Consider the following 25,272-nt stretch of genomic DNA (forward strand, 5'->3'; position numbering starts at 1 on the left):
TGAGTGTCGATTGTAATTAAGATGGCTGCATGTTTCTTCCAGCCAAGGTGCCAACCGTGAGCGTGAACAACCCTCTTTTGCAGTCCTACGACCTGCCGCCGTTCTCCGCGATCCGTGCCGAGCATGTGCAACCGGCCATTGAACAGATCCTGGCTGACAACCGCGCCGCCATTATCGAGATCCTCAAGACCCAGGGCAAACAACCGACCTGGGCCGGCCTGGTGCTGGCCATGGACGAGCTCAATGACCGCCTGGGTGCGGCGTGGAGTCCGGTCAGCCATTTGAATGCCGTGTGCAACAGTGCCGAACTGCGTGAAGCCTATGAGGCTTGCCTGCCTGCATTGAGCGCCTACTCCACGGAAATGGGCCAGAACCGTGAACTGTTCCAGGCGTATGAGGCCTTGGCCAACAGTCCGGAAGCCGCCGGTTTCGACGTAGCGCAGAAAACTATCCTGGAACACGCCCTGCGCGATTTTCGTCTGTCGGGTATCGACCTGCCGGAAGCCGAGCAGAAGCGCTACGCCCAAGTGCAGAGCAAACTGTCGGAGCTGGGTAGCCGCTTCTCCAATCAATTGCTGGATGCCACCCAGGCCTGGACCAAGCACATCACCGACGAAGCTGCCCTCGCCGGCCTGACCGATTCGGCCAAGGCGCAAATGGCCGCCGCCGCGCAAGCCAAGGACCTCGATGGCTGGCTGATCACCCTGGAATTCCCGAGCTACTACGCGGTAATGACCTACGCCCACGATCGCGCCCTGCGTGAAGAAGTCTACGCTGCGTACTGCACCCGCGCCTCGGATCAGGGCCCGAATGCCGGCCAGAACGACAACGGCCCGGTCATGCAGGAAATCCTCGACCTGCGTCAGGAGCTGGCCAAGCTCCTGGGGTTCGCCAGTTTCTCGGAACTGAGCCTGGCCACCAAAATGGCGGAATCCAGCGATCAGGTGCTGAGCTTCCTGCGCGACCTGGCCAAGCGCAGCAAACCGTTCGCCGCCCAGGACCTGGAACAGCTCAAGGCCTACGCGGCCGAACAGGGCTGCCCGGACCTGCAAAGCTGGGACAGCGGCTTCTATGGCGAAAAACTTCGCGAACAACGTTACAGCGTTGCCCAGGAAGCCCTGCGTGCCTACTTCCCGATCGATAAAGTACTGGGCGGCCTGTTCGCCATCGTGCAACGCCTATACGGCATCGAAATCACCGAGCAGCAAGGCTTCGACACCTGGCACCCGGATGTGCGCCTGTTCGAAATCAAGGAAAACGGCCAGCACGTCGGCCGCTTCTTCTTCGACCTCTACGCCCGCGCCAACAAACGCGGTGGTGCCTGGATGGACGGTGCCCGCGATCGTCGCCGCACCGCCGAAGGGGTGCTGCAAAGCCCGGTGGCCAACCTGGTGTGCAACTTCACTCCGGCCGACAGCGGCAAGCCTGCGCTGCTGACCCACGATGAAGTCACCACTCTGTTCCACGAGTTCGGTCATGGCCTGCATCACCTGCTGACCCGCGTCGAACACGCCGGGGTGTCCGGCATCAACGGTGTGGCCTGGGACGCGGTCGAGCTGCCAAGCCAATTCATGGAAAACTGGTGCTGGGAGCCCGAGGGGCTTGCGCTGATCTCCGGTCACTATGAAACCGGCGAACCACTGCCCCAGGACCTGCTACAGAAAATGCTCGCGGCGAAAAACTTCCAGTCCGGCCTGATGATGGTTCGCCAACTGGAGTTCTCGCTGTTCGACTTCGAACTGCACGCCACCCATGGTGACGGTCGCAGCGTATTGCAAGTGCTTGAAGGCGTGCGCGACGAAGTGTCGGTGATGCGTCCTCCGGCCTACAACCGCTTCCCTAACAGCTTCGCGCACATCTTCGCCGGTGGTTACGCGGCGGGTTACTACAGCTACAAATGGGCTGAAGTGCTCTCGGCCGATGCTTTCTCCAAATTCGAGGAAGAGGGCGTGCTCAATGCCGACACCGGCCGGGCATTCCGCGAAGCGATCCTGGCGCGCGGCGGTTCTCAAGAGCCGATGGTGCTGTTCGTCGATTTCCGTGGTCGTGAGCCGTCGATTGACGCACTCTTGCGCCACAGCGGCCTGAGTGAGGGCGCAGCAGCATGAGTGAGAGCCCCGTGATTACCAAACGACGCTTTATCGCCGGCGCGGTTTGTCCAGCCTGCAGCGAGCCGGACAAGTTGATGATGTGGAGCGAAGACGACGTACCGCATCGCGAATGCGTGGCTTGCGGTTACTCCGATACGCTGAATGAACAAGGCCTGTCCGTTCCCAAGGAACTGGGTACCCGGGTCAACACTTCCGCACTCAAGCCTGCGGACACCAAGGTTCAGGCCGTGCAGTTTTTTCCGAATCCGAAGCTGAAGAAAAAGCCTGACGAGCAACACTGAGAGGAAAGCGACACCTCTCACGGCGCAACGTCGTGAGAGGTATCGAGATTCCGTCAAGGCGTGGAAATGCTGACGTAGGCTTTGGCCAGCGCCAGCAGTTTCATCATGTCCTCGGCATCAATATCGCCGTCACCATCGACATCTTTTTTGAGGTTACGGATCTTGAATGATTGTCCCCCATCATTTGAGGAGGCGATGAGGGTGGTGGCGTCCAGCAAAGCAGTAGTCTGCACGGAGTTTCCAGCACTCCAGTCCTCTTCCTTCAATGCGAACTGCATCGATACAAGCACTTCATTTGGATCGACGACAGTCGGACCAAGTTTCTGCAAAAAAATACCGCGGCGATTAAACATCGACATAATTAAATCCTTTTAATTAATGCTCCAATCAATGCATGGAGCGACCATAACAATACCGGTCGCTGGAGCGTTTCAACCAGACGCGATGTGTATCGTTCAATGACTTTCGAAACCAAGAGCTGCCCAACGGCACTGGTCACTCGAATCTTTCACGTATACTGTATAGACATACAGCATGCGAGCCATCCCCATGAACGCGCCATTGCCCCCACGCGGTCGCGGCACCGCCACCAACCCGCATAACCGCTTCGCCCCCCATCGCTCGGTGGCCGAGGACGACGGCTGGTACCAGGAAGCGCCGATGACCCAAGGCACCGAGGTGTCCATCGAGACCGCGAAAACCATCATCACCCGCAATAATTCACCGGACCTGCCCTTCGATCGCTCGATCAACCCTTATCGTGGCTGCGAGCACGGTTGCATCTACTGTTATGCACGGCCCAGCCACGCCTATTGGGACATGTCGCCAGGTCTGGATTTCGAGACGAAGCTGATCGCCAAGACCAATGCAGCGGACATATTGGAAGAACAGCTCTCCAAACGTGGCTATCAATGCGCACCGATTAACCTGGGTTCCAACACCGATCCTTACCAGCCCATCGAGCGCGACTACAAGATCACCCGCCAAACCCTCGAAGTGCTGCTGCGCTATCGTCATCCGGTAACCATCGTGACTAAAGGCTCGTTGATTCTGCGCGATCTGGACCTGCTGGCCGAACTCGCCCGTCAACGGCTGGTGGCGGTGATGATCAGCCTGACCACGTTGGACGACGAGCTCAAGCGCATCCTCGAGCCCCGCGCGGCGGCCCCCAAGGCCCGGCTGCGGGCGATCAGGGTGTTGCGCGAAGCGGGAGTTCCTGTGGGCGTTCTGTGCTCACCCATGATTCCGATGATCAACGACAGCGAAATCGAAAACCTGCTCACAGAAGCCCATGCCGCTGGAGCACAAAGCGCGGCTTACATGATGCTGCGGTTGCCCCTGGAAGTCGCGCCCCTGTTCGAAGAGTGGCTGGCGGCCCACTATCCGCAACGTGCGGCCCATGTCCTCAGCCTGATTCGCCAGAGCCGTGGCGGCGAGTTGTACGACAGTCGCTTTGGCGCACGCATGCGTGGTGAAGGCCCCTTTGCCGATTTGTTGGCACAACGTTTTGCCAAAGCCATTAAACGCCTGGGGCTCAACCATCGGGAAGGTTTCAACCTGGACTGCGATGCCTTCTGTCCGCCGGGTCGCCAAATGTCGTTGATTTGAGGACAATTAGCCTATGGTTGAGTACGAGCATCGCCCTCAACTTTTTCGCCAGTCACGTTTTTTGTGACCTGGAACACAGGTTCTAGAGCGGTCTTTTCAGTTTGAGTTAAGATTCGACGGCTACCTTGTTCATCGAGTGACTGACGGGTCGATCGACGACCTGGATGTTTTTTTAGACAGCCACTGGCTTCACACCGGACAAAACGGGAATATCCCTGACTCCGCCAAAGAGGATGAATCATGAGTGACAAGGATAAACAGCCGTTGGCTGCGTCGGCTTCTGCCCAACCCGGGGCGGAAAGCGCCGATGCAGCGCTGAAGCATATCGTTGACGGCTTTTTGCATTTTCATCATGAGATCTTTCCACAACAGGAAGAACTCTTCAAAAAACTCGCCACGGCCCAGCAGCCACGGGCGATGTTCATTACCTGCGCTGACTCGCGCATCGTCCCCGAGCTCATCACCCACAGCTCGCCGGGCGACCTGTTCGTCACTCGCAATGTCGGCAACGTCGTACCACCGTACGGCCAGATGAACGGTGGTGTGTCCACCGCCATCGAGTACGCGGTGCTGGCACTGGGCGTGCAACACATCATCATCTGCGGCCACTCCGATTGCGGAGCGATGCGTGCGGTACTCAATCCCGACAGCCTGGAAAAAATGCCTACGGTCAAAGCCTGGCTGCGGCATGCGGAAGTCGCGAAAACCATGGTGCACGACAACTGCAACTGCGCCGACGAAAACGAACGCATGCACGTCCTCACTGATGAAAATGTCATCGCCCAGTTGCAGCACTTGCGGACCCATCCTTCGGTAGCCTCGCGCATGGCGAACGGTCAACTGTTCATCCATGGCTGGGTCTATGACATCGAAACCAGCGAAATCAAAGCTTACGACGCGGATCAGGGTCGTTTCCTGCCGCTCGACGGCAGCCATCCGATTCCGGTGGCGACGCCCAAAGCGCGCTTCTAAATCCTCCTAACCATCTGTGTGGTTTGACGCCAGCCGCTGTTTCAGCGGCCCGGCTTCGCCATGCCTGAAGAAAACTTCGGGAGAATCATCATGCGTGCTGCACAACTTAAAGCTGTGCTGCCACGGGAGCTATTGGCTTCGGTGGTGGTGTTTCTGGTCGCCCTGCCCCTGTGCATGGGCATTGCCATTGCTTCGGGACTGCCACCGGCAAAAGGCCTGATCACCGGGATCATCGGTGGACTGGTAGTCGGTTGGCTGGCTGGCTCGCCGTTGCAAGTCAGTGGCCCGGCGGCAGGGCTGGCGGTGTTGGTATTCGAACTGGTACGCCAGCATGGCGTGGTCATGCTCGGGCCGATCCTGCTGTTGGCGGGTTTTTTACAACTGGTCGCCGGTCGCTTGAAACTGGGCTGCTGGTTTCGTGTGACAGCACCCGCCGTCGTTTACGGCATGCTCGCCGGCATCGGGGTGCTGATCGTCCTGTCACAGCTGCACGTGATGCTGGACGCCACGCCCAAGCCCTCGGGGCTGGATAACCTGGCAGCCTTCCCGGCCGCCGTGGCTCAGGCTTTGCCATCCTTTGGCTGGCAGGCCGGTTTGCTTGGGTTGGGAACGATCGCAGTCATGTGGTTGTGGGAAAAGCTGCGTCCCCATTCCCTGCGCTTCGTTCCCGGCGCGCTACTGGGGGTTGGGATCGCCACCGTCGTCAGCCTGGCCTTGGCGCTGCAAGTCAAACGGGTGGAAGTACCCGCAAACCTGTCCGAAGCCATCGATTGGCTTAAACCTGCCGACTTGCTGAACCTGGCTGACCCTGCGTTGCTGATTGCCGCATTCGCGGTCGCATTCATTGCCAGCGCCGAAACCTTGCTATCCGCTGCCGCAGTCGACCGCATGCACAGTGGTCAACGCTCGGACTTCGACCGCGAGCTGTCCGCCCAAGGCGTTGGCAACATGCTTTGCGGAATGCTCGGCGCGTTGCCGATGACCGGAGTGATCGTACGCAGCTCGGCCAATGTCCAGGCCGGTGCCAGCACGCGTTACTCGACGATTTTCCATGGATTATGGCTGCTGGCGTTCGTAATGTTGTTGTCGAGCGTACTGCAAAGCATTCCCGTGGCGAGCCTGGCCGGTGTGTTGGTTTACACCGGTTTCAAACTGGTGGATCTCAAGGCTTTTCGCGGTTTGGGTCGATACGGTCGAATGCCGATGTTCACCTACGCCACGACAGCGCTGGCGATCATCTTCACCGACTTGCTGACGGGCGTGCTGGTCGGCTTCGGCTTGACCTTGGTGAAGCTGGCGCTGAAAGCCTCACGACTGAAAATAAGCCTGATCGACCTTCCGCAGGACGGCGAAATGGAGCTGCGTCTGGTGGGGGCGGCGACCTTTCTCAAGGTGCCGGCGTTGACCCGGGTACTGGGTAGCATTCCGGCAGGTGCGACGGTGCATGTGCCACTCAATAACCTGAGCTACATCGACCATTCGTGCCTGGAATTGCTGGAGGAATGGGGACGGGCGAATGCGGCCAAGGGCTCGAAATTGTTGATCGAGTCGCGCGGGTTGAAGCGAAGGCTGGAGGGCCGGGTGCGGACCAATATCGGAATTGGTGCGGCTGGCTGAATAACCCACCTGTAGGAGCGAGCCTGCTCGCGATGGACCAAAGAACACCGCGGGGTGTCAGAATACCCGCGGAATCGTTGTCGACCATCGCGAGCATGCTCGCTCCTACAAGGGTATTGCGAACCTACGCCACCGGCTGTTCCAGCTCCAGGCCCACACCCAGGCGGCGGGACATGCACGGCCAGCGCTTCCATGCGGCGCCGGTGTCCGGGCTGCTGAGTTTCTCGCGGTAGGCTTCGACCGACTCCAGCGCAAAGCTTTCGTCGTTGAGCATCTCGTCCACAGCGTGATGCACCGCCTCGTCCAGTTGGTTGGCGAACTCCTCACCGATCAACTGGTGAGCAATCAGGTTGGCGACAGTCATGTCCAAGGGGATCAGTGGCTGGCCAAGATGCTTGATGTACAGGTCGTTGACCTCTTCGACGAACCGGTGCGCCAGATAGGCTTCGTCCAGCAGGCTGTCGAGCCCGACGTGCCCGGCCATGATCGCCGGCGGCTGGAGGAAGTACTGTTCGGCGATTTTCAGCACCGGTTTTACCTGCGATTCGATACCCGCTTCCCTGGCGACTTCATTGGCTGCATCCAGCAGATCAGGTACTTCCTCAATGTAGGCGGCGACAAAACGTGTCAGGACGCCGTTGGCATCCGCCTCCGGTAATTGGATCGCGCGGTGTAGGTGAGGCAGTTGGTTTTCCAGCTGACGCGTCAGCAGGCCGCTCTCGGCTTCGTGTTGTTGTGCTTTTTGGATCTGCTCGCGCAATGCGGCGGTGTTCATGAAAACTCCAGGAAACAAGGCAATGAAATAGGGAAGACATAACTTAGCTGGCATACGAAAAATGCTAAGACGCATTTGTCATAATTATTTCATCCTTGAGACGCCTCCGTTATATCGGTTTGCCACCACTCGTCTGCATCCTTCTCCATTCGTGCCCTGCAAAGCAAGTTAATGCTGTTTCAGATGATTTACGCCAGCACATTGCGAGGTGGGAGTCGCTGTCTATACTCGGGTTGGAATGGAGTTAGCTGATGACGCCCGACTGCAATGCAGCAAGGCCCGGCGATTCAAGTTCGTAGTCTGATGCAGCCGCTCCCTTGCCGCAGGTGAAAACCGGCGGGATAACAAGAACGATAAGGGGAACCCGCAATGATGCGACATCCACATGTCTGGATGGGCCTCCTGTTGTGGTCGATTTTCAGTCAGGCACAAGCGGCCTGGACTGTGAATATGGCGCCTGGAGCGACTGAAATCAGTCACGCTGTGTTTGACCTGCACATGACCATTTTCTGGATCTGTGTAGTGATCGGCATCATCGTCTTTGGCGCCATGTTCTGGTCGATGATCTTGCACCGCCGCTCTACCGGGCAGGTGGCGGCAAAATTTCACGAAAGTACCACCGTCGAAATTCTCTGGACCATCGTGCCCTTCATTATTCTGGTGGCCATGGCGGTTCCGGCGACTGCCACCCTGATCAAGATGTACGACGCCAGTGAGCCGGATATCGATATCCAGGTCACCGGCTATCAGTGGAAATGGCATTACAAGTACCTGGGCCAGGACGTTGAGTTCTTCAGCAACCTGGCCACTCCCGCCGATCAGATCCACAACAAGGAAGCCAAGAGCGAGCATTACCTGCTCGAGGTCGACAAGCCCCTGGTGCTTCCGATCGGCGCCAAGGTGCGCTTCCTGGTGACCTCTGCCGACGTGATTCACTCCTGGTGGGTGCCGGCCTTCGCGGTCAAGCGCGATGCGATCCCGGGGTTCGTCAACGAAGCCTGGACCCGTGTCGAAAAACCCGGTGTCTACCGCGGCCAATGCGCCGAGCTGTGCGGCAAGGATCATGGGTTCATGCCGATCGTGGTTGAGGTCAAGGACAAGCCCGATTACGAAAAGTGGCTGGCTGAACGCAAGGCAGAGGCTGCACAACTCAAGGAGCTGACCAGTAAGGAATGGACCCTCGACGAGCTCAAAGAGCGCGGCGACAAGGTCTATCACACCGCCTGCGTGGCCTGTCACCAGGCCGAAGGCCAGGGCCTGCCGCCCATGTTCCCGGCTCTCAAGGGCTCGAAAATCGCCACCGGCCCCATCAAGGATCACCTGAGCATTGTCTTCCACGGCAAGCCTGGCACCGCCATGGCGGCGTTCGGCAAGCAACTGTCGGAAGTCGATATCGCAGCGGTCGTGACCTACGAGCGTAACGCCTGGGGCAACAACAAGGGCGACATGGTCACCCCCAAAGAAGTGCTGGAGCTGAAACAGGCGGAAAGCAAATGACCCAGTCTATTGCGCACCCAAGGAACCCGTCGGGGCAGCACGCCCCGACCTGCCCAGCCCATCTGCTTGCAGGAGACAGGACATGACTGTTGTAGTCGATGACCATGTTCAGACCGGCACCGCACACGAACATGCCCACGGCCCTGCCAAAGGCCTGATGCGCTGGGTGCTGACGACCAACCACAAGGACATCGGTACGCTGTACCTGTGGTTTGCGTTTTCCATGTTCCTGCTCGGCGGCTCGTTCGCGATGGTGATTCGCGCCGAACTGTTCCAGCCGGGGTTGCAGATCGTCCAGCCGGAATTCTTCAACCAGATGACCACCATGCACGGCCTGGTGATGGTCTTCGGTGCGGTGATGCCGGCCTTCGTCGGCCTCGCCAACTGGATGGTTCCGCTGATGATCGGCGCACCCGACATGGCGCTGCCGCGGATGAACAACTTCAGCTTCTGGCTGTTGCCAGCGGCATTCATCCTGCTGGTTTCGACCCTGTTCACCCCAGGAGGCGGACCCAACTTCGGCTGGACGTTCTACGCGCCGCTGTCGACGACGTACGCGCCGGAAAGCGTGACCTTCTTCATCTTCGCCATCCACTTGATGGGGATCAGTTCGATCATGGGTGCGATCAACGTGATCGCCACCATCCTCAACCTGCGCGCCCCCGGCATGACGCTGATGAAAATGCCGCTGTTCGTCTGGACCTGGCTGATCACCGCGTTCCTGCTGATCGCGGTAATGCCGGTACTGGCCGGTTGCGTGACGATGATGCTGATGGACATCCACTTCGGCACCAGCTTCTTCAGCGCCGCCGGTGGCGGTGACCCGGTGCTGTTCCAGCATGTGTTCTGGTTCTTTGGCCACCCCGAGGTGTACATCATGATCCTGCCGGCCTTTGGTGCCGTCAGCTCGATCATTCCGGCCTTCTCGCGCAAGCCGCTGTTCGGCTACACCTCGATGGTCTACGCCACGGCGAGTATCGCGTTCCTGTCGTTCATCGTCTGGGCGCACCACATGTTCGTGGTCGGTATCCCGCTGGTGGGTGAGCTGTTCTTCATGTATGCCACGTTGTTGATCGCGGTACCCACCGGGGTCAAGGTGTTCAACTGGGCCAGTACCATGTGGCAAGGCTCGCTGACCTTCGAGACGCCGATGCTGTTCGCGGTGGCGTTCGTGATCCTGTTCTCCATCGGCGGTTTCTCCGGACTGATGCTGGCCATCGCCCCGGCGGATTTCCAGTACCAGGATACGTATTTTGTGGTCGCGCACTTCCACTACGTGCTGGTGCCGGGTGCAATCTTCGGGATCTTCGCCTCGGCCTATTACTGGATGCCGAAGTGGACCGGCCACATGTACGACGAAACCCTCGGCAAGCTGCATTTCTGGCTGTCGTTCATCGGCATGAACTTGGCTTTCTTCCCGATGCACTTCGTCGGGCTTGCGGGCATGCCTCGACGGATTCCGGACTACAACCTGCAATTCGCCGACTTCAACATGGTGTCGTCGATCGGCGCCTTCATGTTCGGTGCAACGCAGATTTTCTTCCTGTTCATCGTGATCAAGACCATTCGCGGTGGCCCGCCAGCACCGGCCAAACCGTGGGATGGGGCCGAAGGCCTGGAATGGAGCGTTCCCTCACCGGCGCCGTATCACACCTTCACCACGCCGCCGGAAGTGAAATGAAATGAGCGCCATGGCCTTTGTGGGAGCGAGCCTGCTCGCGAAAAACGATGACGCGGTCTACCTGCCAAACCGTGGCGTCTGCTTCGCGAGCAGGCTCGCTCCCACATGGCTCTCGGCGCAGGTGAGAAATCATGGCTGACTCGATTTCGATGAAGAAACTGGTCACCCGCCTGTTACTGGTGGTGGTAGCGATGTTTGTCTTCGGTTTTGCCCTGGTGCCGATCTACGACGTGATGTGCAAGGCATTCGGCATCAACGGCAAGACCGCCGGGCAGTATGAGGGTGAGCAAACGGTCGATACCTCGCGACAGGTTCGCGTGCAGTTCCTGTCGACCAACTCCGCCGACATGTCCTGGGATTTCTATCCCAAGCATGATGAATTGACGGCCAACCCCGGGGCAGTGAACGAGATGATCTTCATCGCGCACAACCCTACCGATCGCCCGATGAGCGCTCAGGCGGTGCCGAGCATCGCGCCCAGCGCGGCGGCGGCGTACTTCCACAAGACCGAATGCTTCTGCTTCACCCAACAAGTGCTGCAGCCCGGTCAACGAATCGAGATGCCGGTACGTTTCATCGTTGACCGTGACATGCCCAAGGATGTGAAGCACCTGACGCTGTCCTACACGCTGTTCGATATCACCGCCCGACATCCACCGGTCGCAGTAAATACTGGCGGTTGAGCGTGCCCGATAAGGAGAACAATAAATGGCAACTCATGAACATTATTACGTTCCGGCCCAGAGCAAATGGCCGATCATCGCTACGGTCGGGATGTTCGTCACGGTGTTCGGCCTGGCCACCTGGTTCAACGATCTGAAAGCGGCGCGGCCGGAATCCCACGGCCCGCTGATCTTTTTCGTCGGTGGCCTGTTGCTGGCCTACATGCTCTTTGGCTGGTTCGGTACGGTGATCAAGGAAAGTCGCGGCGGCTTGTACAGCGCGCAGATGGATCGCTCGTTCCGCTGGGGCATGAGCTGGTTCATTTTCTCAGAGGTGATGTTCTTCATCGCCTTTTTCGGCGCACTGTTTTATGTGCGCCATGTATCCGGTCCCGCCCTGGGTGGCGAAGGCACCAAGGGCCTCGCTCACATGCTGTGGCCTGCCTTCGAGTGGACCTGGCCACTGCTGAACAACCCCGATTCCAAGCTGTTCCCACCACCGAAGGAGGTCATCAGCCCCTGGGGATTGCCGCTGCTCAATACCGTGATACTGGTGACCTCCAGCGTCACGGTGACCATCGCCCACCATGCCTTGAAGAAGGGCCATCGCGGCGCGCTGAAAATCTGGCTGGCGCTCACGGTGCTGCTGGGCGTTGCGTTCCTCGGCTTTCAGGCCGAAGAGTACATGCACGCCTATAACGAACTGGGTTTGACCCTGGGTTCGGGCATCTACGGCGCCACGTTCTTCATGCTCACCGGATTCCACGGCGCCCACGTGACGATCGGCACCATCATCCTGTTCGTGATGCTGATGCGGGTCATGCGTGGGCACTTCGACAGCGAACATCAGTTCGGCTTCGAGGCAGCGAGTTGGTACTGGCACTTCGTGGATGTGGTGTGGATCGGGCTGTTTGTTTTCGTCTATGTGCTGTAGGAGCGAGCATGCTCGCGATGGTATCCAACGATAACGCGGGGAACCTGATACCCCGCGATGCTTTCGAGTTTTTCGCGAGCATGCTCGCTCCTACGGTTACCAGGGTGCGCGAGATACAAGCTGGCCGCTGAAAAAGCCCCAGGCGATCAAGCCGACGGTAATGGCGGCCAGTGCTACACGAACACTCAAGGCAATGACGAGGCGGTTCGAGCTGCTGTCGTCCTTGACCAGAAAAAACAGGCCGCTGAACAGGCTGACAACCGTGGCAATCAGCATCAGGACGATGGCTGCTTTGAGCATGGTGGGACTCCGGGGGACAAGCGATGCATCTGAGTATAGCTATCGCGACGACCGACTTTCTGGCGATGCCATGAAGCGCTTTCGGCCGGGCATCATTCCGACATTGGTGGTTGCGCTGTTGCTGCCCCTGCTGGTGTCGCTTGGGTTCTGGCAATTGAGCCGGGGCGCGGAGAAAAGCGCGCTACTGCAAACCTACACTGAACGCCGGGCTGCAGAACCGATGGCCAGCACCGAGCTGCAACACACGGCAGACCCGGCCTTCAGACGGATTCACCTGCATGGCCAGTTCGATGCCGCGCACAGCCTGTTGCTGGATAACCGTCAGCGTGGCGGAAAAGTCGGGGTCGAGCTGCTGCAACCGTTTCAGGATCAGGCAACTGGGCTGTGGCTGCTGGTCAATCGCGGCTGGCTGCCTTGGCCCGACCGCCGGACGCCGCCGCAATTCACTACACCGACCGATGCCTTGAGTCTCGATGCGTGGGTCTACGTTTCACCCGGCGCGACCTTCCAGCTCCACGCCGACCCAAGCACCAGCACTTGGCCAAAACTACTCACGGCCATTGACCCGAACGCACTCTGGGCAGCCCTGGGCCGTGAAGGCTTTGCCTACGAATTACGCGCAGAAACCGGGCCCGCGACGTACCAGGCCGATTGGCCGGTAGTGGCCATGGGGCCGGAAAAACACATCGCTTATGCCGTGCAGTGGTTCGCCATGTCGATCGCCCTGTTCGGTCTTTACCTCTACCTCGGCTGGCACAACGCAAAGGAGAAACACCATGGGAGCGGCCATGAATCCACCCAGCATGTCTGAGGCCAAAACGCCGGTGAACCGGCGCAAGGGACGGTTGCAGTTACTGCTGATTGTGCTCGGGGTGGTCGGTCCGATGATCCTGGCCACCGGCATGTACAAACTGAATTTCTGGGTGCCGGAAGGCCGCAGCTATCACGGCGAACTGATCGGCAACGGACAGAGCCGCGCCGACCTTGGCGTACGGGCGCAGGAAAACCGCTGGCAGTTGCTGGTGACGGCACCGAAAGAGTGCTCGGTGGACTGCCAGCAACTGGTTTATCTGGCGCGCCAAATCCAGATCGGCCTGGGTCGCGATGCCGGTCGCGCCAGTCACGCACTGGCGGCGACACAGCCGCTGAGCAGTGATTACGAGACTAAACTTCAACGCGAGTACCCGCAGTTGCAGCGCTATCCACTGGATTTGCCGACCTACACCAAAGGAGCTCAGAGTAATGACTCTCCACACCTGTGGATCATCGATCCCCACGGCAATCTGGTCTTGCGCTACGACCCGTCAGTCAAGGGCAAGGATCTGCTCAATGACCTGCGGCACCTGCTGAAACTGTCGAACATCGGATAAGGGCATCGTCATGGCCAAGCCTGGATTTCGCCTCGCGCTGTTTGCCACCTTTCTGGCACTGATTGTGGTGTTGCTCGGTGCCTATACCCGCCTGACCCACGCAGGCTTGGGCTGTCCGGACTGGCCTGGCTGCTACGGTTTTATCAGCGTGCCCAAAAGCGAAGCACAACTGGCCCATGCCGAATTGCATTTTCCGGACACGCCTGTAGAAGCCCATAAAGGCTGGAACGAGATGATCCACCGCTACTTCGCCGGCACGCTGGGGCTGCTGATATCGGTGTTGGCCGGTAGGGCCTGGGTCCATCGCCGGCATCCAGGGCAACCGGTGAAGCTGCCGTTGTTCCTGCTGGCAGTGGTGTTTGCCCAAGCCGCGTTCGGCATGTGGACGGTGACACTCAAGCTCTGGCCGCAAGTCGTCACCGGACATCTGCTTGGCGGCTTTGCGACCCTGAGCCTGCTGTTTCTGCTGACCTTGCGCCTGTCCGGCGTACTGCCCGCATTGACGGTGCCGCGACGCCTGCAGTACTGGGCGACGGCGGGGCTGTTGCTGGTCATCGGGCAAATCGCCTTGGGTGGCTGGGTCAGCTCCAACTACGCCGCTGTGGCCTGCATCGACTTTCCGACGTGCCACGGGCAATGGCTGCCGCCTGCGGACTTCGCCAATGGCTTTCACCTGACCCAGCACATCGGCCCGAACTACCTCGGCGGGCAACTGGACAGCGACGCCCGCACCGCGATTCACCTGACACACCGGATCGGCGCGTTGTTGGTGACCCTGGTGTTACTTGGCCTCGCCTGGCAACTGAAAGTCGTTGGCATGACGCGACTCGCCGGGTTGGTGCTGATCGCCCTCGCGGCGCAAATCACCCTGGGCATCAGCAACGTGCTGTTGCACCTGCCGCTACCGATTGCCGTCGCCCATAACGCCGGGGGCGCAGCGCTGTTGCTGACGATGGTGTTGGTCAATTACCACGCCCGGACCAGCCTGGTTCGGGTCAAGCAGCCGACACGCTGGCGTTTCAGCCCGCGTAAACATTCAGCCGGGCCCATAACAATAAAAGGAGAGACGCCATGGCGATTCTGATCGGCGAACGTCACAGCCAGGCAATCTGGCGTGACTACCTGGAGCTGACCAAACCAAAGGTGGTGGTGCTGATGCTCATCACTTCACTGGTAGGGATGTTCCTCGCAACGCGCGCCGGAGTGCCGTGGACCGTGCTGGTGTTCGGCAACCTGGGCATTGCCTTGTGTGCAGGCGGTGCGGCAGCGGTCAACCACGTGGTGGACCGCAGGATCGATGCGGTCATGGCTCGCACCCACAAACGGCCACTGGCCGAAGGCCGGGTGTCTCCGGCCGCCGCGCTGACTTTTGCCCTGGTGCTGGCACTGCTTGGCCAGGCCTTGTTGCTGGCCTTCACCAATCCGCTGACAGCATGGCTGACCCTTGCCTCCCTGCTCGGCTACGCAGTGGTCTACACCGGTTTCCTCAAGCGTGCGACGCCGCAGAATATCGTCATCGGAGGCCTGGCCGGGGCCGCTCCGCCGCTGCTCGGCTGGACCGCCGCCACCGGCCACGTCAGCGCCGAACCGCTGCTGTTGGTGCTGATCATCTTCGCCTGGACCCCGCCACACTTCTGGGCCCTTGCGATCCATCGCAAGGAGGAATATGCCAAGGCTGACATCCCAATGCTGCCGGTGACCCACGGCGAGCACTACACCAAGATCCACATCCTGCTTTACACCTGCGCGCTGCTGGCCGTCAGCCTGATGCCCTACGTGATCCACATGAGCGGCTTGCTCTACCTGGTCTGCGCCATCGGTCTTGGCGCCAGATTCCTGCAATGGGCCGTGGTGCTGTACCGTGGCACTCGGCCGCACGCGGCGATCAACACCTTCAAGTACTCTATTTACTACTTGTTCCTGCTGTTCATCGCCCTGCTCGTTGACCACTACTTATTGTTGAACCTATGACCCGAACCCAGAAAACCGTCTTCATCCTTGTCGCCCTGATCGCGCTGGTCCTGGGCCTGACCATCAACAAAGTGCTCTCCGGCAAAGGCCAGGGCGACCCGACGGCACTGATCGACGCGGGGATCATTCTCCTGCCGCAAAGCCGCAACCTGCCGGATGTGAAGATGACTGATCAGGACGGCAAGCCGGTGGCCATCAACGAGCTCAAAGGCAAGTGGAGCCTGCTGTTCTTCGGCTACACCTTCTGCCCGGATATCTGCCCGACCACCCTCGCCCAACTGCGCCAGATCAAGAGTGAATTGCCGCCGGAGGCTGTGGATAAGTTGCAGATCGTGCTGGTCAGTGTCGATCCGCACCGCGATACGCCCAAGCAGCTCAAGCAGTACCTGGGCTACTTCGATCCGCAGTTTGTCGGCCTAACGGCGACGTCGACCGAGGATCTGCAAAAGATCGCTAATGCCGTGAGCATCCCGTTCATTCCGGCCGATACAAGCAAGCCGAACTACACGGTCGACCACAGCGGTAACCTCGCGGTCATTGGCCCGGACGGAACCCAGCGCGGCTTCATTCGGGCGCCGTTGAACAATGTGAAGCTGGTGGCGCAATTGCCGGTGATGCTCAACCGCAAATAACCACCATACCGCTCCTACGGGAACGATATTTCAGGCACAAAAAAGGGGACGCTTATGGCGTCCCCTTTTTCGTTGCGTCAGCCAATCAGAACGCAGGCACCACCGCGCCTTTGTACTTCTCGAGAATGAAGGCCTTCACTTCCGGGCTGTGCAGGGCAGCAACCAGCTTCTTCATCGCTTCACTGTCCTTGTCGTCCGGACGGGCAACCAGGATGTTCACATAAGGCGAGTCGCTACCTTCAATGACCAGCGCGTCCTTGGACGGATCGAGCTTGGCTTCCAGCGCGTAGTTGGTGTTGATCAGCGCCAGGTCGACCTGGGTCAGCACGCGCGGGATGGTCGCGGCTTCCAGCTCACGGAATTTCAGGTTCTTCGGGTTCTCGGTAATGTCCTTGACCGTCGACAGGATGTTGTTCGAATCCTGCAACTTGATCACACCGGCCTTGGCCAGCAGCAGCAGCGCGCGGCCACCATTGGTGGCGTCGTTCGGGATCACCACGGTGGCGGTGCTTGGCAGCTCTTCCAGGGTCTTGTACTTGCTGGAGTAAGCACCCAGTGGTTCCAGGTGCACGCCGGCCACCGAGACCAGGTTGGTGCCCTTGGCCTTGTTGAACTCATCCAGGTACGGCTGGTGCTGGAAGAAGTTGGCGTCCAGGCGTTTTTCCGCGACCTGCACGTTCGGCTGGATGTAATCGGTGAAGACTTTAACCTTGAGGTCCACGCCTTGCTGGGCCAGGGCCGGTTTAACGAACTCGAGGATTTCCGCGTGCGGAACCGGAGTCGCGGCGACTGTCAGGGTGTCGGCGGCGTGGGCGGAAAAGGCTGCAACAGCAGCGAATGCGACGAGTAGTTTTTTCATTCAGCTAACTCCTTTTGGGTACCCGCTTGAGGCGCCAGTCTTCGGCGCCTCAAGCGAATGGCCGGCTCATTTGTCATGTACGAGAACGTTTTATTTCCGAGAGAAATGCACAACCAGCTTGTCGCCAACGGTTTGCAGGACCTGCACCAGCACCAGCAGCAGCACCACCGTCACCACCATCACGTCAGTCTGGAAACGCTGGTAGCCGAACCGGATCGCCAGGTCACCCAGACCACCGGCACCGACCACACCGGCCATTGCCGTGTAGGACACCAGTGTAATGGCAGTCACCGTAATCGCCGCGAAAATGCCCGGGCGGGCTTCAGGCAGCAAGGCATTGGTGATGATCTGCCGCGTCGTCGCGCCCATGGCCTGGGTCGCTTCGATGATGCCGCGATCCACTTCGCGCAGAGCGGTTTCCACCAGCCGCGCGAAAAACGGCGTGGCACCGACCACCAGCGGCGGGATCGCGCCGGCGACCCCCAGGGAAGTGCCAGTGATCAACACGGTGAACGGAATCATCACGATCAACAGAATGATGAAGGGCAGCGAACGCAGGATGTTCACCACCAGAGACAACATCGCGTAGACGCCTTTGGCTTCCAGCAACTGACGCGGGCTGCAGAGGAACAACAGCACACCCAGCGGCAGGCCCAGCAACACGGTGAACAGCAGCGAACCACCGAGCATCAGCAGCGTATCACCGGTGGCCAGCCAGATTTCGAACCAGTCGATGTTGGCGAAGAAACTAGTCAGGGCTTCCATTAGCGCAGCACCTCCATGTGAACGTCGGCCGCGGTGAAGCGGGCAAAAGCCGCTTCCATGTCACCACCGGTCACGGCCAGGGTCAGTTGCCCGTAAGGGACGTCCTTGATGCGATCGATCCGACCGGCCAGGATGCTGTAGTCCACACCGGTCTCCCGAGCGACGGTTCCCAGTAGGGGCGCGTAGGTCGCTTCGCCCTGGAAGGTCAGACGCACGATGCGGCCTGGCACGTGTGCGAAGTCGTCACGCTGTTCGCTTTCGTCGATGTGCTCGTCTTCTTGCACGAAACGCTTGGTCGTCGGGTGTTTCGGATGCAGGAACACCTCGGCCACCGAACCTTGCTCGACAATCACGCCAGCGTCCATGACGCCGACCTGGTCGCAGACTCGGCGGATCACGTCCATTTCATGGGTGATCAGCACGATGGTCAACTTCAGCTCACGATTGATCTCAGCCAATAATTGCAGGACCGACGCCGTGGTCTGCGGGTCCAGTGCACTGGTGGCTTCGTCGCACAGCAGGATTTTCGGCTTGGTCGCCAAGGCGCGGGCAATGCCTACACGCTGCTTCTGGCCGCCGGACAACTGCGCTGGATACTTGTTGGCGTGATCGGACAAACCGACCCGGGCCAACAACTCGGCCACGCGCAGATCGATCTCGCGGCGGGACAATTCACCGGCCAGCGTCAGCGGCAGCGCAACGTTGTCGGCAACGGTCTTGGACGCCAGCAGGTTGAAGTGCTGGAAAATCATTCCGACCTGCTGACGGAAACGGCGCAGTCCGTTGGCATCGAGCGCAGTGACTTCTTCGCCGTCCACGATGATCTTGCCGCCGCTGGAGTTTTCCAGGCGATTGATCAGACGCAGCAGGGTACTTTTTCCCGCACCGGAATGGCCGATCAGACCAAAGACCTGACCATTCTCTATCGTCAGACTGGTCGGATGCAGGGCGGGGATATCCTTACCGGCGACGCGGTAGGTTTTATGGACGTTTTGAAACTCGATCACGTAGCGAACCTTGTGGGGCGCGTTGGAAAAGGATCAGCGGTTAGCCGGGCGCGCATTTTAGCCTGTCCGTATAGCAGTTCTTAGCATTTATTTCGTATTCAACCAGTCATTTGGCAATAACGCGATCAAAGGTCAGATAAAAGGAACGGCTCGAAACGTCATCAGTCACTAATTAGGCCACTCGAAACAATCCCCGAGGAGTCATGCCTGATGAGCACCAAGAAGCCTGCCGCCCCCAAGAGCGCACTGGCCGGGACCGATACCCTGGACCGCAGCAACACCAATACCAAGCTCGATAGCCTGGAAAAATTCCGTTCCGACGCCACCGGTCAGGCCTTGCGTACCAATCAGGGCGTGAAGGTGGCGGACAATCAGAACACCTTGAAAGCCGGCGCCCGAGGGCCATCGTTGCTGGAAGACTTCATCATGCGTGAAAAAATCACGCACTTTGACCATGAGCGCATCCCCGAGCGTATCGTGCATGCCCGAGGCACGGGTGCCCATGGTTTCTTCCAGACTTACGAGAACCACTCAGTACTGACCAAGGCCGGTTTCCTGCAAGACCCGGCGCAGAAAACGCCGGTGTTCGTGCGTTTTTCCACCGTGCAGGGGCCCCGTGGTTCAGGCGATACCGTGCGGGACGTACGTGGTTTCGCTGTGAAGTTTTTCACCAATGAAGGCAACTTCGACCTGGTGGGCAATAACATGCCGGTGTTTTTCATCCAGGACGCCATCAAATTTCCCGACTTTGTCCATGCAGTAAAACCCGAGCCTCACAATGAAATCCCTACTGGCGGCTCGGCCCACGATACGTTTTGGGACTTTGTCTCACTGCAACCTGAATCAGCCCATATGGTGATCTGGGCCATGTCCGACCGGGCAATTCCGAAAAGCCTGCGCAGCATGCAAGGTTTCGGCGTGCACACCTTCCGGTTGATCAACGCCGAAGGTAAATCGCGTTTCGTCAAATTCCACTGGCGCCCCGCCGCCGGGACCTGCTCGTTGGTGTGGGATGAAGCGCAGAAACTGGCGGGTAAAGACACCGATTATCACCGCCGCGATCTCTGGGAAGCCATCGAGATGGGTGACTACCCGGAATGGGAACTCGGCGTGCAGATTATTGAGGAGGAAAACGAACACGCCTTCGATTTCGACATCCTCGACCCCACCAAGCTGATTCCTGAAGAGCTCGTGCCCATTACGCCACTGGGGAAAATGACGCTCAACCGCAACCCGGACAATTTCTTCGCCGAAACCGAGCAGGTTGCATTCTGCCCGGGGCATATCGTGCCCGGGATCGACTTCTCCAATGATCCGTTGCTGCAAGGTCGGCTGTTTTCCTACACCGATACGCAGATCAGCCGACTTGGTGGACCGAATTTTCATGAAATCCCGATCAACCGTCCGGTAACACCACTCCACAACGGCCAGCGTGATGCATTACACCGCACCACCATCGACAAGGGGCGTGCGTCCTACGAACCCAACTCCATCGACGGCGGATGGCCGAAAGAAACACCTCCTGCCGCCCAGGACGGCGGTTTCGAAAGTTATGCGGAGCGCATCGACGCCAATAAGATCCGGCAGCGCAGCGAGTCGTTCAGCGACCACTTCTCCCAGGCACGGCTGTTTTTCCACAGCATGAGCAAGCATGAGCAAGAACACATCATCGCGGCATACAGCTTTGAGCTGGGCAAGGTTGAGCGTGAGTTCATCCGGGCCAGGCAAGTGAATGAAATCCTGGCCAACATCGATCTGGAGCTGGCCAAACGGGTGGCACAGAACCTCGGGCTTGCGGCGCCGAAAGCGGGGACCGTCGATGTACCGAAAACGTCCCCGGACCGCTCGCCGGCCCTGAGCCAGGCCAACCTGCTGCCAGGCGACATCAAAACCCGGAAGGTAGCGATCCTGGCGGCCGACGGCGTGGACGGGGCAGCAATCGATGCCATGAAGAAAGCGCTGGAAGCTGAAGGGGCGCATGCCAAATTGCTCGGCCCGACCTCGGCCCCGGTGAAAACCTCCGATGGCAAGTCGTTGCCGGTAGATGCGTCCATGGAAGGCTCGCCTTCAGTAACATTCGACGCTGTGTTCGTGCCTGGAGGCGCGGCATCGATCAAGGCGCTGAGCACTGACGGTGTGGCGTTGCATTACGTACTGGAGGCTTACAAGCATTTGAAAGCGATTGCGTTGCACGGTGAGGCGAAGCAGTTGCTGGATGTGTTGAAACTGGAGGTTGATGCGGGGTTGATTGTGGGTACGGATGCGAAGTTGGCCAAGCCGTTCTTTACGGCGATTGGTCAGCATCGGGTTTGGGAGAGGGAGCCCAAGGTCAAGGCGATTCCGGCCTAGAAAGCTTTATCGTCGGATAGGATGCCATCGCGGGCTTGCCCGCGATGCTTTCAAGGGGCTTTGCGGGGACTCAATACCATCTGCGCCGGAACGCTGCGCAGAATCTGCCGCTCCAGCTTCAGATCAAACTGCGGATCGAGCTTCTGCACGCGCTTGATCAACAAATTGGCCAGCCAAGGATAATCATCGGTACGCGGAACCTGAAGGCTCACATCGCACTGAAAATTCACCACATCGGCGGCAATAGCATCCAATTGACGACGCATTTTCCCCATATCGGTGATTTTCAGCTTCACCGTCGTGCTTTCAGCCTCAGGGTCAATGACCTTGGCCTTGCGCTTGGCTTCGGCGGACTTGAGGTCTGCTTCGGCCTTTTCCAGCTCAGCCTTGCGGGCTTGTGCGATGGCACCGTTGACACCACCGGTCAGCGCAGGCGCTTTAGGCATCAAGACCCGAGCCCGGGCCAATGCGGTGGCAGCAGCGTTTACATCGCCCTTTTGCAGGACGATCTGACTACGCAGCAGATAGGCTTCGGCCAGTTGACGCTGGTATTGCTCTAGGGACTGATCGTTGGGGGACTCGGCCTGCAACGCTGCCAATTGATTCTCGGCTGTGGCCAGCTCGCTGCTGGCCAGGCTTTGTTCCAGCTGTGCAATGGCCGTGGCCCGCGCATCCGGGGCCTCGGTGGCTGCCGGTGGCGTGCTTTGGCAAGCGCCCAGCAGCAAAGAAAATGCGACAAGGAGCAGATAACGGGAGGCGAACGACTTCATTCCTGCGACTCTCTATTTGCGCAAAAAACGAGCAAGTCTACACCCCTCGACGGGGCAGAACAAAACTCAGCAGAAACAGCGCGGCGGCCGCCACTACAATCGACGGGCCCGCCGGGGTGTCCTTGAACCAGGACAACGCCAACCCGCCACACACGGCGAGCACGCCCAGCAGGCTGGCGCCCAGTGCCATCTGCTCCGGTGAGCGGGCGTGACGTTGTGCCGCGGCGGCCGGAATGATCAACAACGATGTGATCAGCAACACACCGACGATTTTCATCGCCACGGCAATCACTACGGCGATCAACAGCATCAGCGCCAGGCGCAATCCCGCCACCGGCAGCCCTTCGACCCTCGCCAACTCTTCGTGCACCGTGATTGCCAGCAATGGCCGCCACAATGTCACCAACAACGCCAGCACCGCAGCGCTACCCCCGAGGATCCATGCCAGATCGGTCGGGCTGATCGCCAGCAAGTCACCGAACAGATAGGCCATCAGGTCGATCCGCACTTCGTGCATGAAGCTTAGTACCACCAGGCCCAAAGAGAGGGTGCTGGGTGCGAGAATTCCCAAAAGCGTGTCGGAGGCCAACGGCTGGCGCTGTTGCAAGGTCACCAGCAATACCGCCAACAGCAAGCAGCCGACGGTGACGGCCACTGTCGGGCTGACATCCAGCAAAAAGCCCAGCGCCACGCCCAGCAATGCCGCGTGGGACAGGGTATCGCCGAAATAAGCCATGCGCCGCCAGACCACGAAGGAGCCCAACGGGCCCGCCACAACTGCCAGAGCCAATCCTGCAAGCAGGGCGTAGAGCAGAAAATCAGCCATGCTTGCAGCTATCTCCGTGAACATGGGTATGACCCGATGTGGGCGCCTTGACCACCGAGCCGTGCAGATCGTGGGCGTGGTCGTGGTGGTGGTGATAAATCGCCAGGCTTTGCGCGTTTTTTCCGAAAAGCTCGACAAATGCCGGATCGCCGCTGACCTGCTCGGGGTGGCCGGAGCAGCAGACATGGCGATTCAGGCAAACTACCTGGTCGGTGGTGCTCATCACCAGGTGCAAATCGTGGGAAACCATCAACACACCGCAGCCGTGACGATCTCGCAGGCGGGTGATCAGGCTATAGAGTTCAGCTTGGCCGGCCACGTCGACGCCTTGTACCGGTTCGTCGAGCACCAGCAGCTCAGGCTCACGCAACAAGGCCCGGGCCAACAGGACACGTTGCATCTCACCGCCGGAAACACTTTGCACGGGGCTGTCGATCACCTGCTCGGCGCCGACTTCCTTGAGCGCGGCCAACGCCATCGCGCGGTCCACACCCGGCACCAAGCGCAAGAAGCGCAGCACCGAGAGCGGCAGGGTCGGGTCGACATGCAGCTTTTGCGGCATGTAGCCGACCCGCAGTTTCGGCTTGCGCCAGACGCTGCCACTGTCGGGCTTCAGCAGACCGAGCACGGCGCGCACCAGTGTGGTCTTGCCGGCGCCATTGGGGCCGATCAGGGTCACAATCTGCCCCGGCTCGACGCTCAGTTCGATGTTATCCAGCACCGGTTGCCCGGCAAACGTGACGGCAACCTGCTCGAGGCGGATCAGCGCGTTGCTCATCAAGCCCCCTGGCAGCCCGAACAGAGACCGATCACTTCAACGGTCTGGCCTTCGACGACAAACCCGACGTCCCTGGCACTGGCGATGATCGCGTCGCTGATGGACTTCTGTTCGAGTTCGATGGCGGCGTGGCATTCACGGCAGATCAGGAACTGACCCTGGTGGGCGTGCGTCGGGTGATTACAGCCGATGAAGGCGTTGAGCGAGGAGATACGGTGTACCAGGCCGTTTTCCAGCAGGAAATCCAGAGCGCGGTAAACCGTTGGGGGTGCGGCCCGGCGCCCGTCCTGCTCACTGAGGACCGCAAGAATGTCATAGGCCCCCAGTGGCTTATGGCTTTGCCACACCAGTTCCAGCACCCGCCGACGCAACGCGGTCAGGCGCAAACCCTGGCGCGCGCACAGGGCGTCGGCCTCAGACAGTGCGCTGTGAACGCAATGAGAGTGGTCGTGAGGACGGCTGGCTATCGGTGTTTTAGGCATGAGCGGCGACGAGTATTGTGAGAGACGTTATTATGTTACCCGTTCTCGCCTCTTCGAGTGGTCATCGTGTCCCGACTTTTTTCCATCTTTGTCGCAATTTTCACAAGTTTTCTGCTGATCGGCTCAGCGCAAGCCGAAGTCAAGGTCCTCACCAGCATCAAGCCGCTACAGCTGATCGCCGCTGCCGTACAGGACGGCGTGGCGATCCCGGAAGTCTTGTTGCCACCCGGCGCCTCGCCGCATAACTATGCCTTGCGCCCATCCGACGTACGGAAGGTGCAATCGGTGGATCTGCTGTACTGGATCGGGCCGGACATGGAAGGTTTCATGCCTCGGGTGCTCAATGGTCGTACGCTGCCGAGCGTTGCGGTGCAGGACCTTCCTGGCCTGAAACTGCGACATTTCGCTGAGGACAACCACTCCCACGCTGAAGAAGCAGACGAACATGACCACGATCACCGTCCGGGCAGCCTGGATGCGCATTTATGGTTGGCGCCGGTCAATGCCCGGGTTATTGCGGCGAAAATGACTGAGGACCTGAGCGCTGCCGACCCGGTCAATGCAGCGCGTTACCAAAGCAACCTGAAGGCTTTCGGTGAGCGTCTCGACGCCCTGGACCTTCGTCTGAAGAAACGTCTGGCTGGTATTGAAGGCAAGCCTTACTTCGTGTTCCACGAAGCGTTCGACTACTTCGAAGACGCCTACGGCCTGAAGCACGCCGGTGTGTTCAGTGTCGCCGCCGAAGTGCAGCCCGGTGCCCAGCATGTGGCGGCGATGCGTGCGCGGCTGCAGGAAGTCGGCAAGACCTGTGTATTCAGCGAACCACCGCTACGCCCGCGCCTGGCGGAAACCCTGGTGGCCGGGCTCCCGGTGAAACTTGCGGAGCTGGATGCGTTGGGCGGGTATACGCCGGCGACCGCCCAGGGGTATGAGCAGATTTTGGAGAAGTTGGGGAATGATTTGGCGGGGTGCCTGGAGTCGTTGTAACAACCCAGCTCTCTGTAGGAGCGAGCATGCTCGCGAAG

26 protein-coding genes are annotated in these 25,272 nt (G+C 59.5%); 16 read left to right on the forward strand and 10 right to left on the reverse strand.

The window, feature by feature from the left end:
* Positions 1–29 precede the first annotated feature (29 nt).
* Together prlC and PSUM_RS16695 are read left to right on the forward strand one after the other, a co-directional pair.
* Complete coding sequence (prlC, locus tag PSUM_RS16690; RefSeq protein WP_169840442.1) at positions 30–2,108, forward strand: oligopeptidase A; 2,079 nt, start codon at positions 30–32, stop codon at positions 2,106–2,108.
* The gene (locus PSUM_RS16695; RefSeq protein WP_008064765.1) at positions 2,105–2,392 is read left to right on the forward strand and encodes a YheV family putative zinc ribbon protein; all 288 of its coding nucleotides are present in this window, start codon (positions 2,105–2,107) and stop codon (positions 2,390–2,392) included. The genes prlC and PSUM_RS16695 overlap by 4 nt, the downstream gene beginning before the upstream one ends.
* A gap of 53 nt (positions 2,393–2,445) precedes the next feature.
* On the opposite strand, the gene PSUM_RS16700 is transcribed toward PSUM_RS16695, so the two are convergent.
* Positions 2,446–2,751: a hypothetical protein gene (locus PSUM_RS16700; RefSeq protein ID WP_083349957.1), complete on the reverse strand. Its 306-nt coding sequence runs from the start codon at positions 2,749–2,751 to the stop codon at positions 2,446–2,448.
* 190 nt (positions 2,752–2,941) lie between these two features.
* Between PSUM_RS16700 and PSUM_RS16705 the strand changes: the two genes are divergently transcribed.
* From PSUM_RS16705 to PSUM_RS16715, 3 genes are all read left to right on the forward strand, one after another.
* Positions 2,942–4,000, forward strand: coding sequence for a PA0069 family radical SAM protein (locus PSUM_RS16705; protein WP_033038882.1), 1,059 nt, complete (start codon positions 2,942–2,944; stop codon positions 3,998–4,000).
* A gap of 240 nt (positions 4,001–4,240) precedes the next feature.
* Positions 4,241–4,972 (forward strand): carbonic anhydrase, encoded by a 732-nt coding sequence (locus PSUM_RS16710; RefSeq protein ID WP_020798065.1) that lies wholly within the window; start codon positions 4,241–4,243, stop codon positions 4,970–4,972.
* 90 nt (positions 4,973–5,062) lie between these two features.
* The gene (locus tag PSUM_RS16715; protein ID WP_083349956.1) at positions 5,063–6,589 is read left to right on the forward strand and encodes a SulP family inorganic anion transporter; all 1,527 of its coding nucleotides are present in this window, start codon (positions 5,063–5,065) and stop codon (positions 6,587–6,589) included.
* A gap of 124 nt (positions 6,590–6,713) precedes the next feature.
* Here the strand turns inward: PSUM_RS16715 and PSUM_RS16720 are convergent, their stop codons facing one another.
* Positions 6,714–7,364, reverse strand: coding sequence for a hypothetical protein (locus PSUM_RS16720; RefSeq protein ID WP_020798063.1), 651 nt, complete (start codon positions 7,362–7,364; stop codon positions 6,714–6,716).
* A 369-nt stretch (positions 7,365–7,733) separates the two neighbouring features.
* Between PSUM_RS16720 and coxB the strand changes: the two genes are divergently transcribed.
* The 4 genes from coxB to PSUM_RS16740 all read left to right on the forward strand — a co-directional run bounded on the left by coxB (position 7,734) and on the right by PSUM_RS16740 (position 12,138).
* Positions 7,734–8,861 carry a cytochrome c oxidase subunit II gene (gene coxB / locus PSUM_RS16725; RefSeq protein WP_020798062.1) on the forward strand — a complete coding sequence of 376 codons (1,128 nt, stop codon included), beginning with the start codon at positions 7,734–7,736 and terminating at the stop codon, positions 8,859–8,861.
* An 82-nt stretch (positions 8,862–8,943) separates the two neighbouring features.
* Positions 8,944–10,542, forward strand: coding sequence for a cytochrome c oxidase subunit I (ctaD, locus tag PSUM_RS16730; RefSeq protein WP_020798060.1), 1,599 nt, complete (start codon positions 8,944–8,946; stop codon positions 10,540–10,542).
* A 131-nt stretch (positions 10,543–10,673) separates the two neighbouring features.
* Positions 10,674–11,225 (forward strand): cytochrome c oxidase assembly protein, encoded by a 552-nt coding sequence (locus PSUM_RS16735; protein ID WP_033038877.1) that lies wholly within the window; start codon positions 10,674–10,676, stop codon positions 11,223–11,225.
* A gap of 25 nt (positions 11,226–11,250) precedes the next feature.
* Positions 11,251–12,138, forward strand: coding sequence for a cytochrome c oxidase subunit 3 (locus PSUM_RS16740; protein ID WP_083349955.1), 888 nt, complete (start codon positions 11,251–11,253; stop codon positions 12,136–12,138).
* Positions 12,139–12,234: 96 nt separating this feature from the next.
* Here PSUM_RS16740 and PSUM_RS16745 read toward each other — a convergent pair whose 3' ends face one another.
* Complete coding sequence (locus tag PSUM_RS16745; RefSeq protein WP_083349954.1) at positions 12,235–12,438, reverse strand: twin transmembrane helix small protein; 204 nt, start codon at positions 12,436–12,438, stop codon at positions 12,235–12,237.
* A gap of 70 nt (positions 12,439–12,508) precedes the next feature.
* Here PSUM_RS16745 and PSUM_RS16750 point away from each other — a divergent pair, with 70 nt between their 5' ends.
* From PSUM_RS16750 to PSUM_RS16770, 5 genes are read left to right on the forward strand one after another with little or no spacing between them, the layout of a single operon-like run.
* Complete coding sequence (locus PSUM_RS16750; protein WP_083349953.1) at positions 12,509–13,249, forward strand: SURF1 family protein; 741 nt, start codon at positions 12,509–12,511, stop codon at positions 13,247–13,249.
* Positions 13,215–13,808, forward strand: coding sequence for a hypothetical protein (locus PSUM_RS16755; protein WP_020798055.1), 594 nt, complete (start codon positions 13,215–13,217; stop codon positions 13,806–13,808). Before PSUM_RS16750 ends, PSUM_RS16755 begins: the two co-directional genes overlap by 35 nt.
* Positions 13,809–13,818: 10 nt before the next feature.
* Complete coding sequence (locus PSUM_RS16760) at positions 13,819–14,892, forward strand: COX15/CtaA family protein (RefSeq protein ID WP_020798054.1); 1,074 nt, start codon at positions 13,819–13,821, stop codon at positions 14,890–14,892.
* Positions 14,880–15,779: a heme o synthase gene (gene cyoE, locus PSUM_RS16765; RefSeq protein ID WP_020798053.1), complete on the forward strand. Its 900-nt coding sequence runs from the start codon at positions 14,880–14,882 to the stop codon at positions 15,777–15,779. Before PSUM_RS16760 ends, cyoE begins: the two co-directional genes overlap by 13 nt.
* Positions 15,776–16,411, forward strand: coding sequence for an SCO family protein (locus PSUM_RS16770; RefSeq protein WP_020798052.1), 636 nt, complete (start codon positions 15,776–15,778; stop codon positions 16,409–16,411). The genes cyoE and PSUM_RS16770 overlap by 4 nt, the downstream gene beginning before the upstream one ends.
* An 85-nt stretch (positions 16,412–16,496) precedes the next feature.
* Here PSUM_RS16770 and PSUM_RS16775 read toward each other — a convergent pair whose 3' ends face one another.
* From PSUM_RS16775 to PSUM_RS16785, 3 genes are all read right to left on the reverse strand, one after another.
* Positions 16,497–17,270: a MetQ/NlpA family ABC transporter substrate-binding protein gene (locus PSUM_RS16775; RefSeq protein ID WP_020798051.1), complete on the reverse strand. Its 774-nt coding sequence runs from the start codon at positions 17,268–17,270 to the stop codon at positions 16,497–16,499.
* A gap of 90 nt (positions 17,271–17,360) precedes the next feature.
* A complete protein-coding gene (locus PSUM_RS16780; protein ID WP_008002212.1) occupies positions 17,361–18,035 on the reverse strand; it encodes a methionine ABC transporter permease in 675 nt (224 codons plus the stop codon).
* Positions 18,035–19,042 carry a methionine ABC transporter ATP-binding protein gene (locus PSUM_RS16785; RefSeq protein ID WP_033038874.1) on the reverse strand — a complete coding sequence of 336 codons (1,008 nt, stop codon included), beginning with the start codon at positions 19,040–19,042 and terminating at the stop codon, positions 18,035–18,037. Before PSUM_RS16785 ends, PSUM_RS16780 begins: the two co-directional genes overlap by 1 nt.
* A 189-nt stretch (positions 19,043–19,231) precedes the next feature.
* On the opposite strand from PSUM_RS16785, the gene katE reads away from it, so the two are divergent.
* Complete coding sequence (gene katE / locus PSUM_RS16790; protein WP_269458351.1) at positions 19,232–21,391, forward strand: catalase HPII; 2,160 nt, start codon at positions 19,232–19,234, stop codon at positions 21,389–21,391.
* Positions 21,392–21,441: 50 nt separating this feature from the next.
* Here the strand turns inward: katE and PSUM_RS16795 are convergent, their stop codons facing one another.
* The 4 genes from PSUM_RS16795 to zur are packed head-to-tail and all read right to left on the reverse strand — an operon-like array spanning position 21,442 to position 24,247.
* A complete protein-coding gene (locus PSUM_RS16795; protein WP_020798048.1) occupies positions 21,442–22,161 on the reverse strand; it encodes a PA5502 family lipoprotein in 720 nt (239 codons plus the stop codon).
* A 37-nt stretch (positions 22,162–22,198) separates the two neighbouring features.
* Entirely contained in the window at positions 22,199–22,987 is a 789-nt protein-coding gene (gene znuB, locus PSUM_RS16800) for a zinc ABC transporter permease subunit ZnuB (protein ID WP_020798047.1), read from the reverse strand.
* Positions 22,980–23,765 (reverse strand): zinc ABC transporter ATP-binding protein ZnuC, encoded by a 786-nt coding sequence (znuC, locus tag PSUM_RS16805; RefSeq protein WP_020798046.1) that lies wholly within the window; start codon positions 23,763–23,765, stop codon positions 22,980–22,982. Before znuC ends, znuB begins: the two co-directional genes overlap by 8 nt.
* A complete protein-coding gene (gene zur / locus PSUM_RS16810; protein WP_033038868.1) occupies positions 23,765–24,247 on the reverse strand; it encodes a zinc uptake transcriptional repressor Zur in 483 nt (160 codons plus the stop codon). The genes znuC and zur overlap by 1 nt, the downstream gene beginning before the upstream one ends.
* 66 nt (positions 24,248–24,313) lie before the next feature.
* Between zur and PSUM_RS16815 the strand changes: the two genes are divergently transcribed.
* On the forward strand, positions 24,314–25,234 hold the full coding sequence (locus tag PSUM_RS16815) for a zinc ABC transporter substrate-binding protein (protein ID WP_033038866.1): 921 nt from the start codon (positions 24,314–24,316) through the stop codon (positions 25,232–25,234).
* Positions 25,235–25,272: the final 38 nt, after the last annotated feature.

It is taken from the genome of Pseudomonas umsongensis (assembly GCF_002236105.1).
Classification (GTDB): Bacteria; Pseudomonadota; Gammaproteobacteria; order Pseudomonadales; family Pseudomonadaceae; genus Aquipseudomonas; species Aquipseudomonas umsongensis.

Coding starts and splice junctions, on each gene's coding strand:
- zur (WP_033038868.1), bottom strand. CDS start 24,247: ATGCCTAAAACACCGATAGCCAGCCGTCCTCACGACCACTCTCATTGC.
- PSUM_RS16695 (WP_008064765.1), top strand. CDS start 2,105: ATGAGTGAGAGCCCCGTGATTACCAAACGACGCTTTATCGCCGGCGCG.
- prlC (WP_169840442.1), top strand. CDS start 30: ATGTTTCTTCCAGCCAAGGTGCCAACCGTGAGCGTGAACAACCCTCTT.
- ctaD (WP_020798060.1), top strand. CDS start 8,944: ATGACTGTTGTAGTCGATGACCATGTTCAGACCGGCACCGCACACGAA.
- PSUM_RS16770 (WP_020798052.1), top strand. CDS start 15,776: ATGACCCGAACCCAGAAAACCGTCTTCATCCTTGTCGCCCTGATCGCG.
- PSUM_RS16755 (WP_020798055.1), top strand. CDS start 13,215: ATGGGAGCGGCCATGAATCCACCCAGCATGTCTGAGGCCAAAACGCCG.
- PSUM_RS16780 (WP_008002212.1), bottom strand. CDS start 18,035: ATGGAAGCCCTGACTAGTTTCTTCGCCAACATCGACTGGTTCGAAATC.
- coxB (WP_020798062.1), top strand. CDS start 7,734: ATGATGCGACATCCACATGTCTGGATGGGCCTCCTGTTGTGGTCGATT.
- PSUM_RS16700 (WP_083349957.1), bottom strand. CDS start 2,751: ATGTCGATGTTTAATCGCCGCGGTATTTTTTTGCAGAAACTTGGTCCG.
- cyoE (WP_020798053.1), top strand. CDS start 14,880: ATGGCGATTCTGATCGGCGAACGTCACAGCCAGGCAATCTGGCGTGAC.
- PSUM_RS16740 (WP_083349955.1), top strand. CDS start 11,251: ATGGCAACTCATGAACATTATTACGTTCCGGCCCAGAGCAAATGGCCG.
- PSUM_RS16735 (WP_033038877.1), top strand. CDS start 10,674: ATGGCTGACTCGATTTCGATGAAGAAACTGGTCACCCGCCTGTTACTG.
- PSUM_RS16795 (WP_020798048.1), bottom strand. CDS start 22,161: ATGAAGTCGTTCGCCTCCCGTTATCTGCTCCTTGTCGCATTTTCTTTG.
- PSUM_RS16720 (WP_020798063.1), bottom strand. CDS start 7,364: ATGAACACCGCCGCATTGCGCGAGCAGATCCAAAAAGCACAACAACAC.
- PSUM_RS16745 (WP_083349954.1), bottom strand. CDS start 12,438: ATGCTCAAAGCAGCCATCGTCCTGATGCTGATTGCCACGGTTGTCAGC.
- PSUM_RS16710 (WP_020798065.1), top strand. CDS start 4,241: ATGAGTGACAAGGATAAACAGCCGTTGGCTGCGTCGGCTTCTGCCCAA.
- PSUM_RS16705 (WP_033038882.1), top strand. CDS start 2,942: ATGAACGCGCCATTGCCCCCACGCGGTCGCGGCACCGCCACCAACCCG.
- znuB (WP_020798047.1), bottom strand. CDS start 22,987: ATGGCTGATTTTCTGCTCTACGCCCTGCTTGCAGGATTGGCTCTGGCA.
- PSUM_RS16760 (WP_020798054.1), top strand. CDS start 13,819: ATGGCCAAGCCTGGATTTCGCCTCGCGCTGTTTGCCACCTTTCTGGCA.
- PSUM_RS16715 (WP_083349956.1), top strand. CDS start 5,063: ATGCGTGCTGCACAACTTAAAGCTGTGCTGCCACGGGAGCTATTGGCT.
- PSUM_RS16775 (WP_020798051.1), bottom strand. CDS start 17,270: ATGAAAAAACTACTCGTCGCATTCGCTGCTGTTGCAGCCTTTTCCGCC.
- znuC (WP_020798046.1), bottom strand. CDS start 23,765: ATGAGCAACGCGCTGATCCGCCTCGAGCAGGTTGCCGTCACGTTTGCC.
- PSUM_RS16750 (WP_083349953.1), top strand. CDS start 12,509: ATGAAGCGCTTTCGGCCGGGCATCATTCCGACATTGGTGGTTGCGCTG.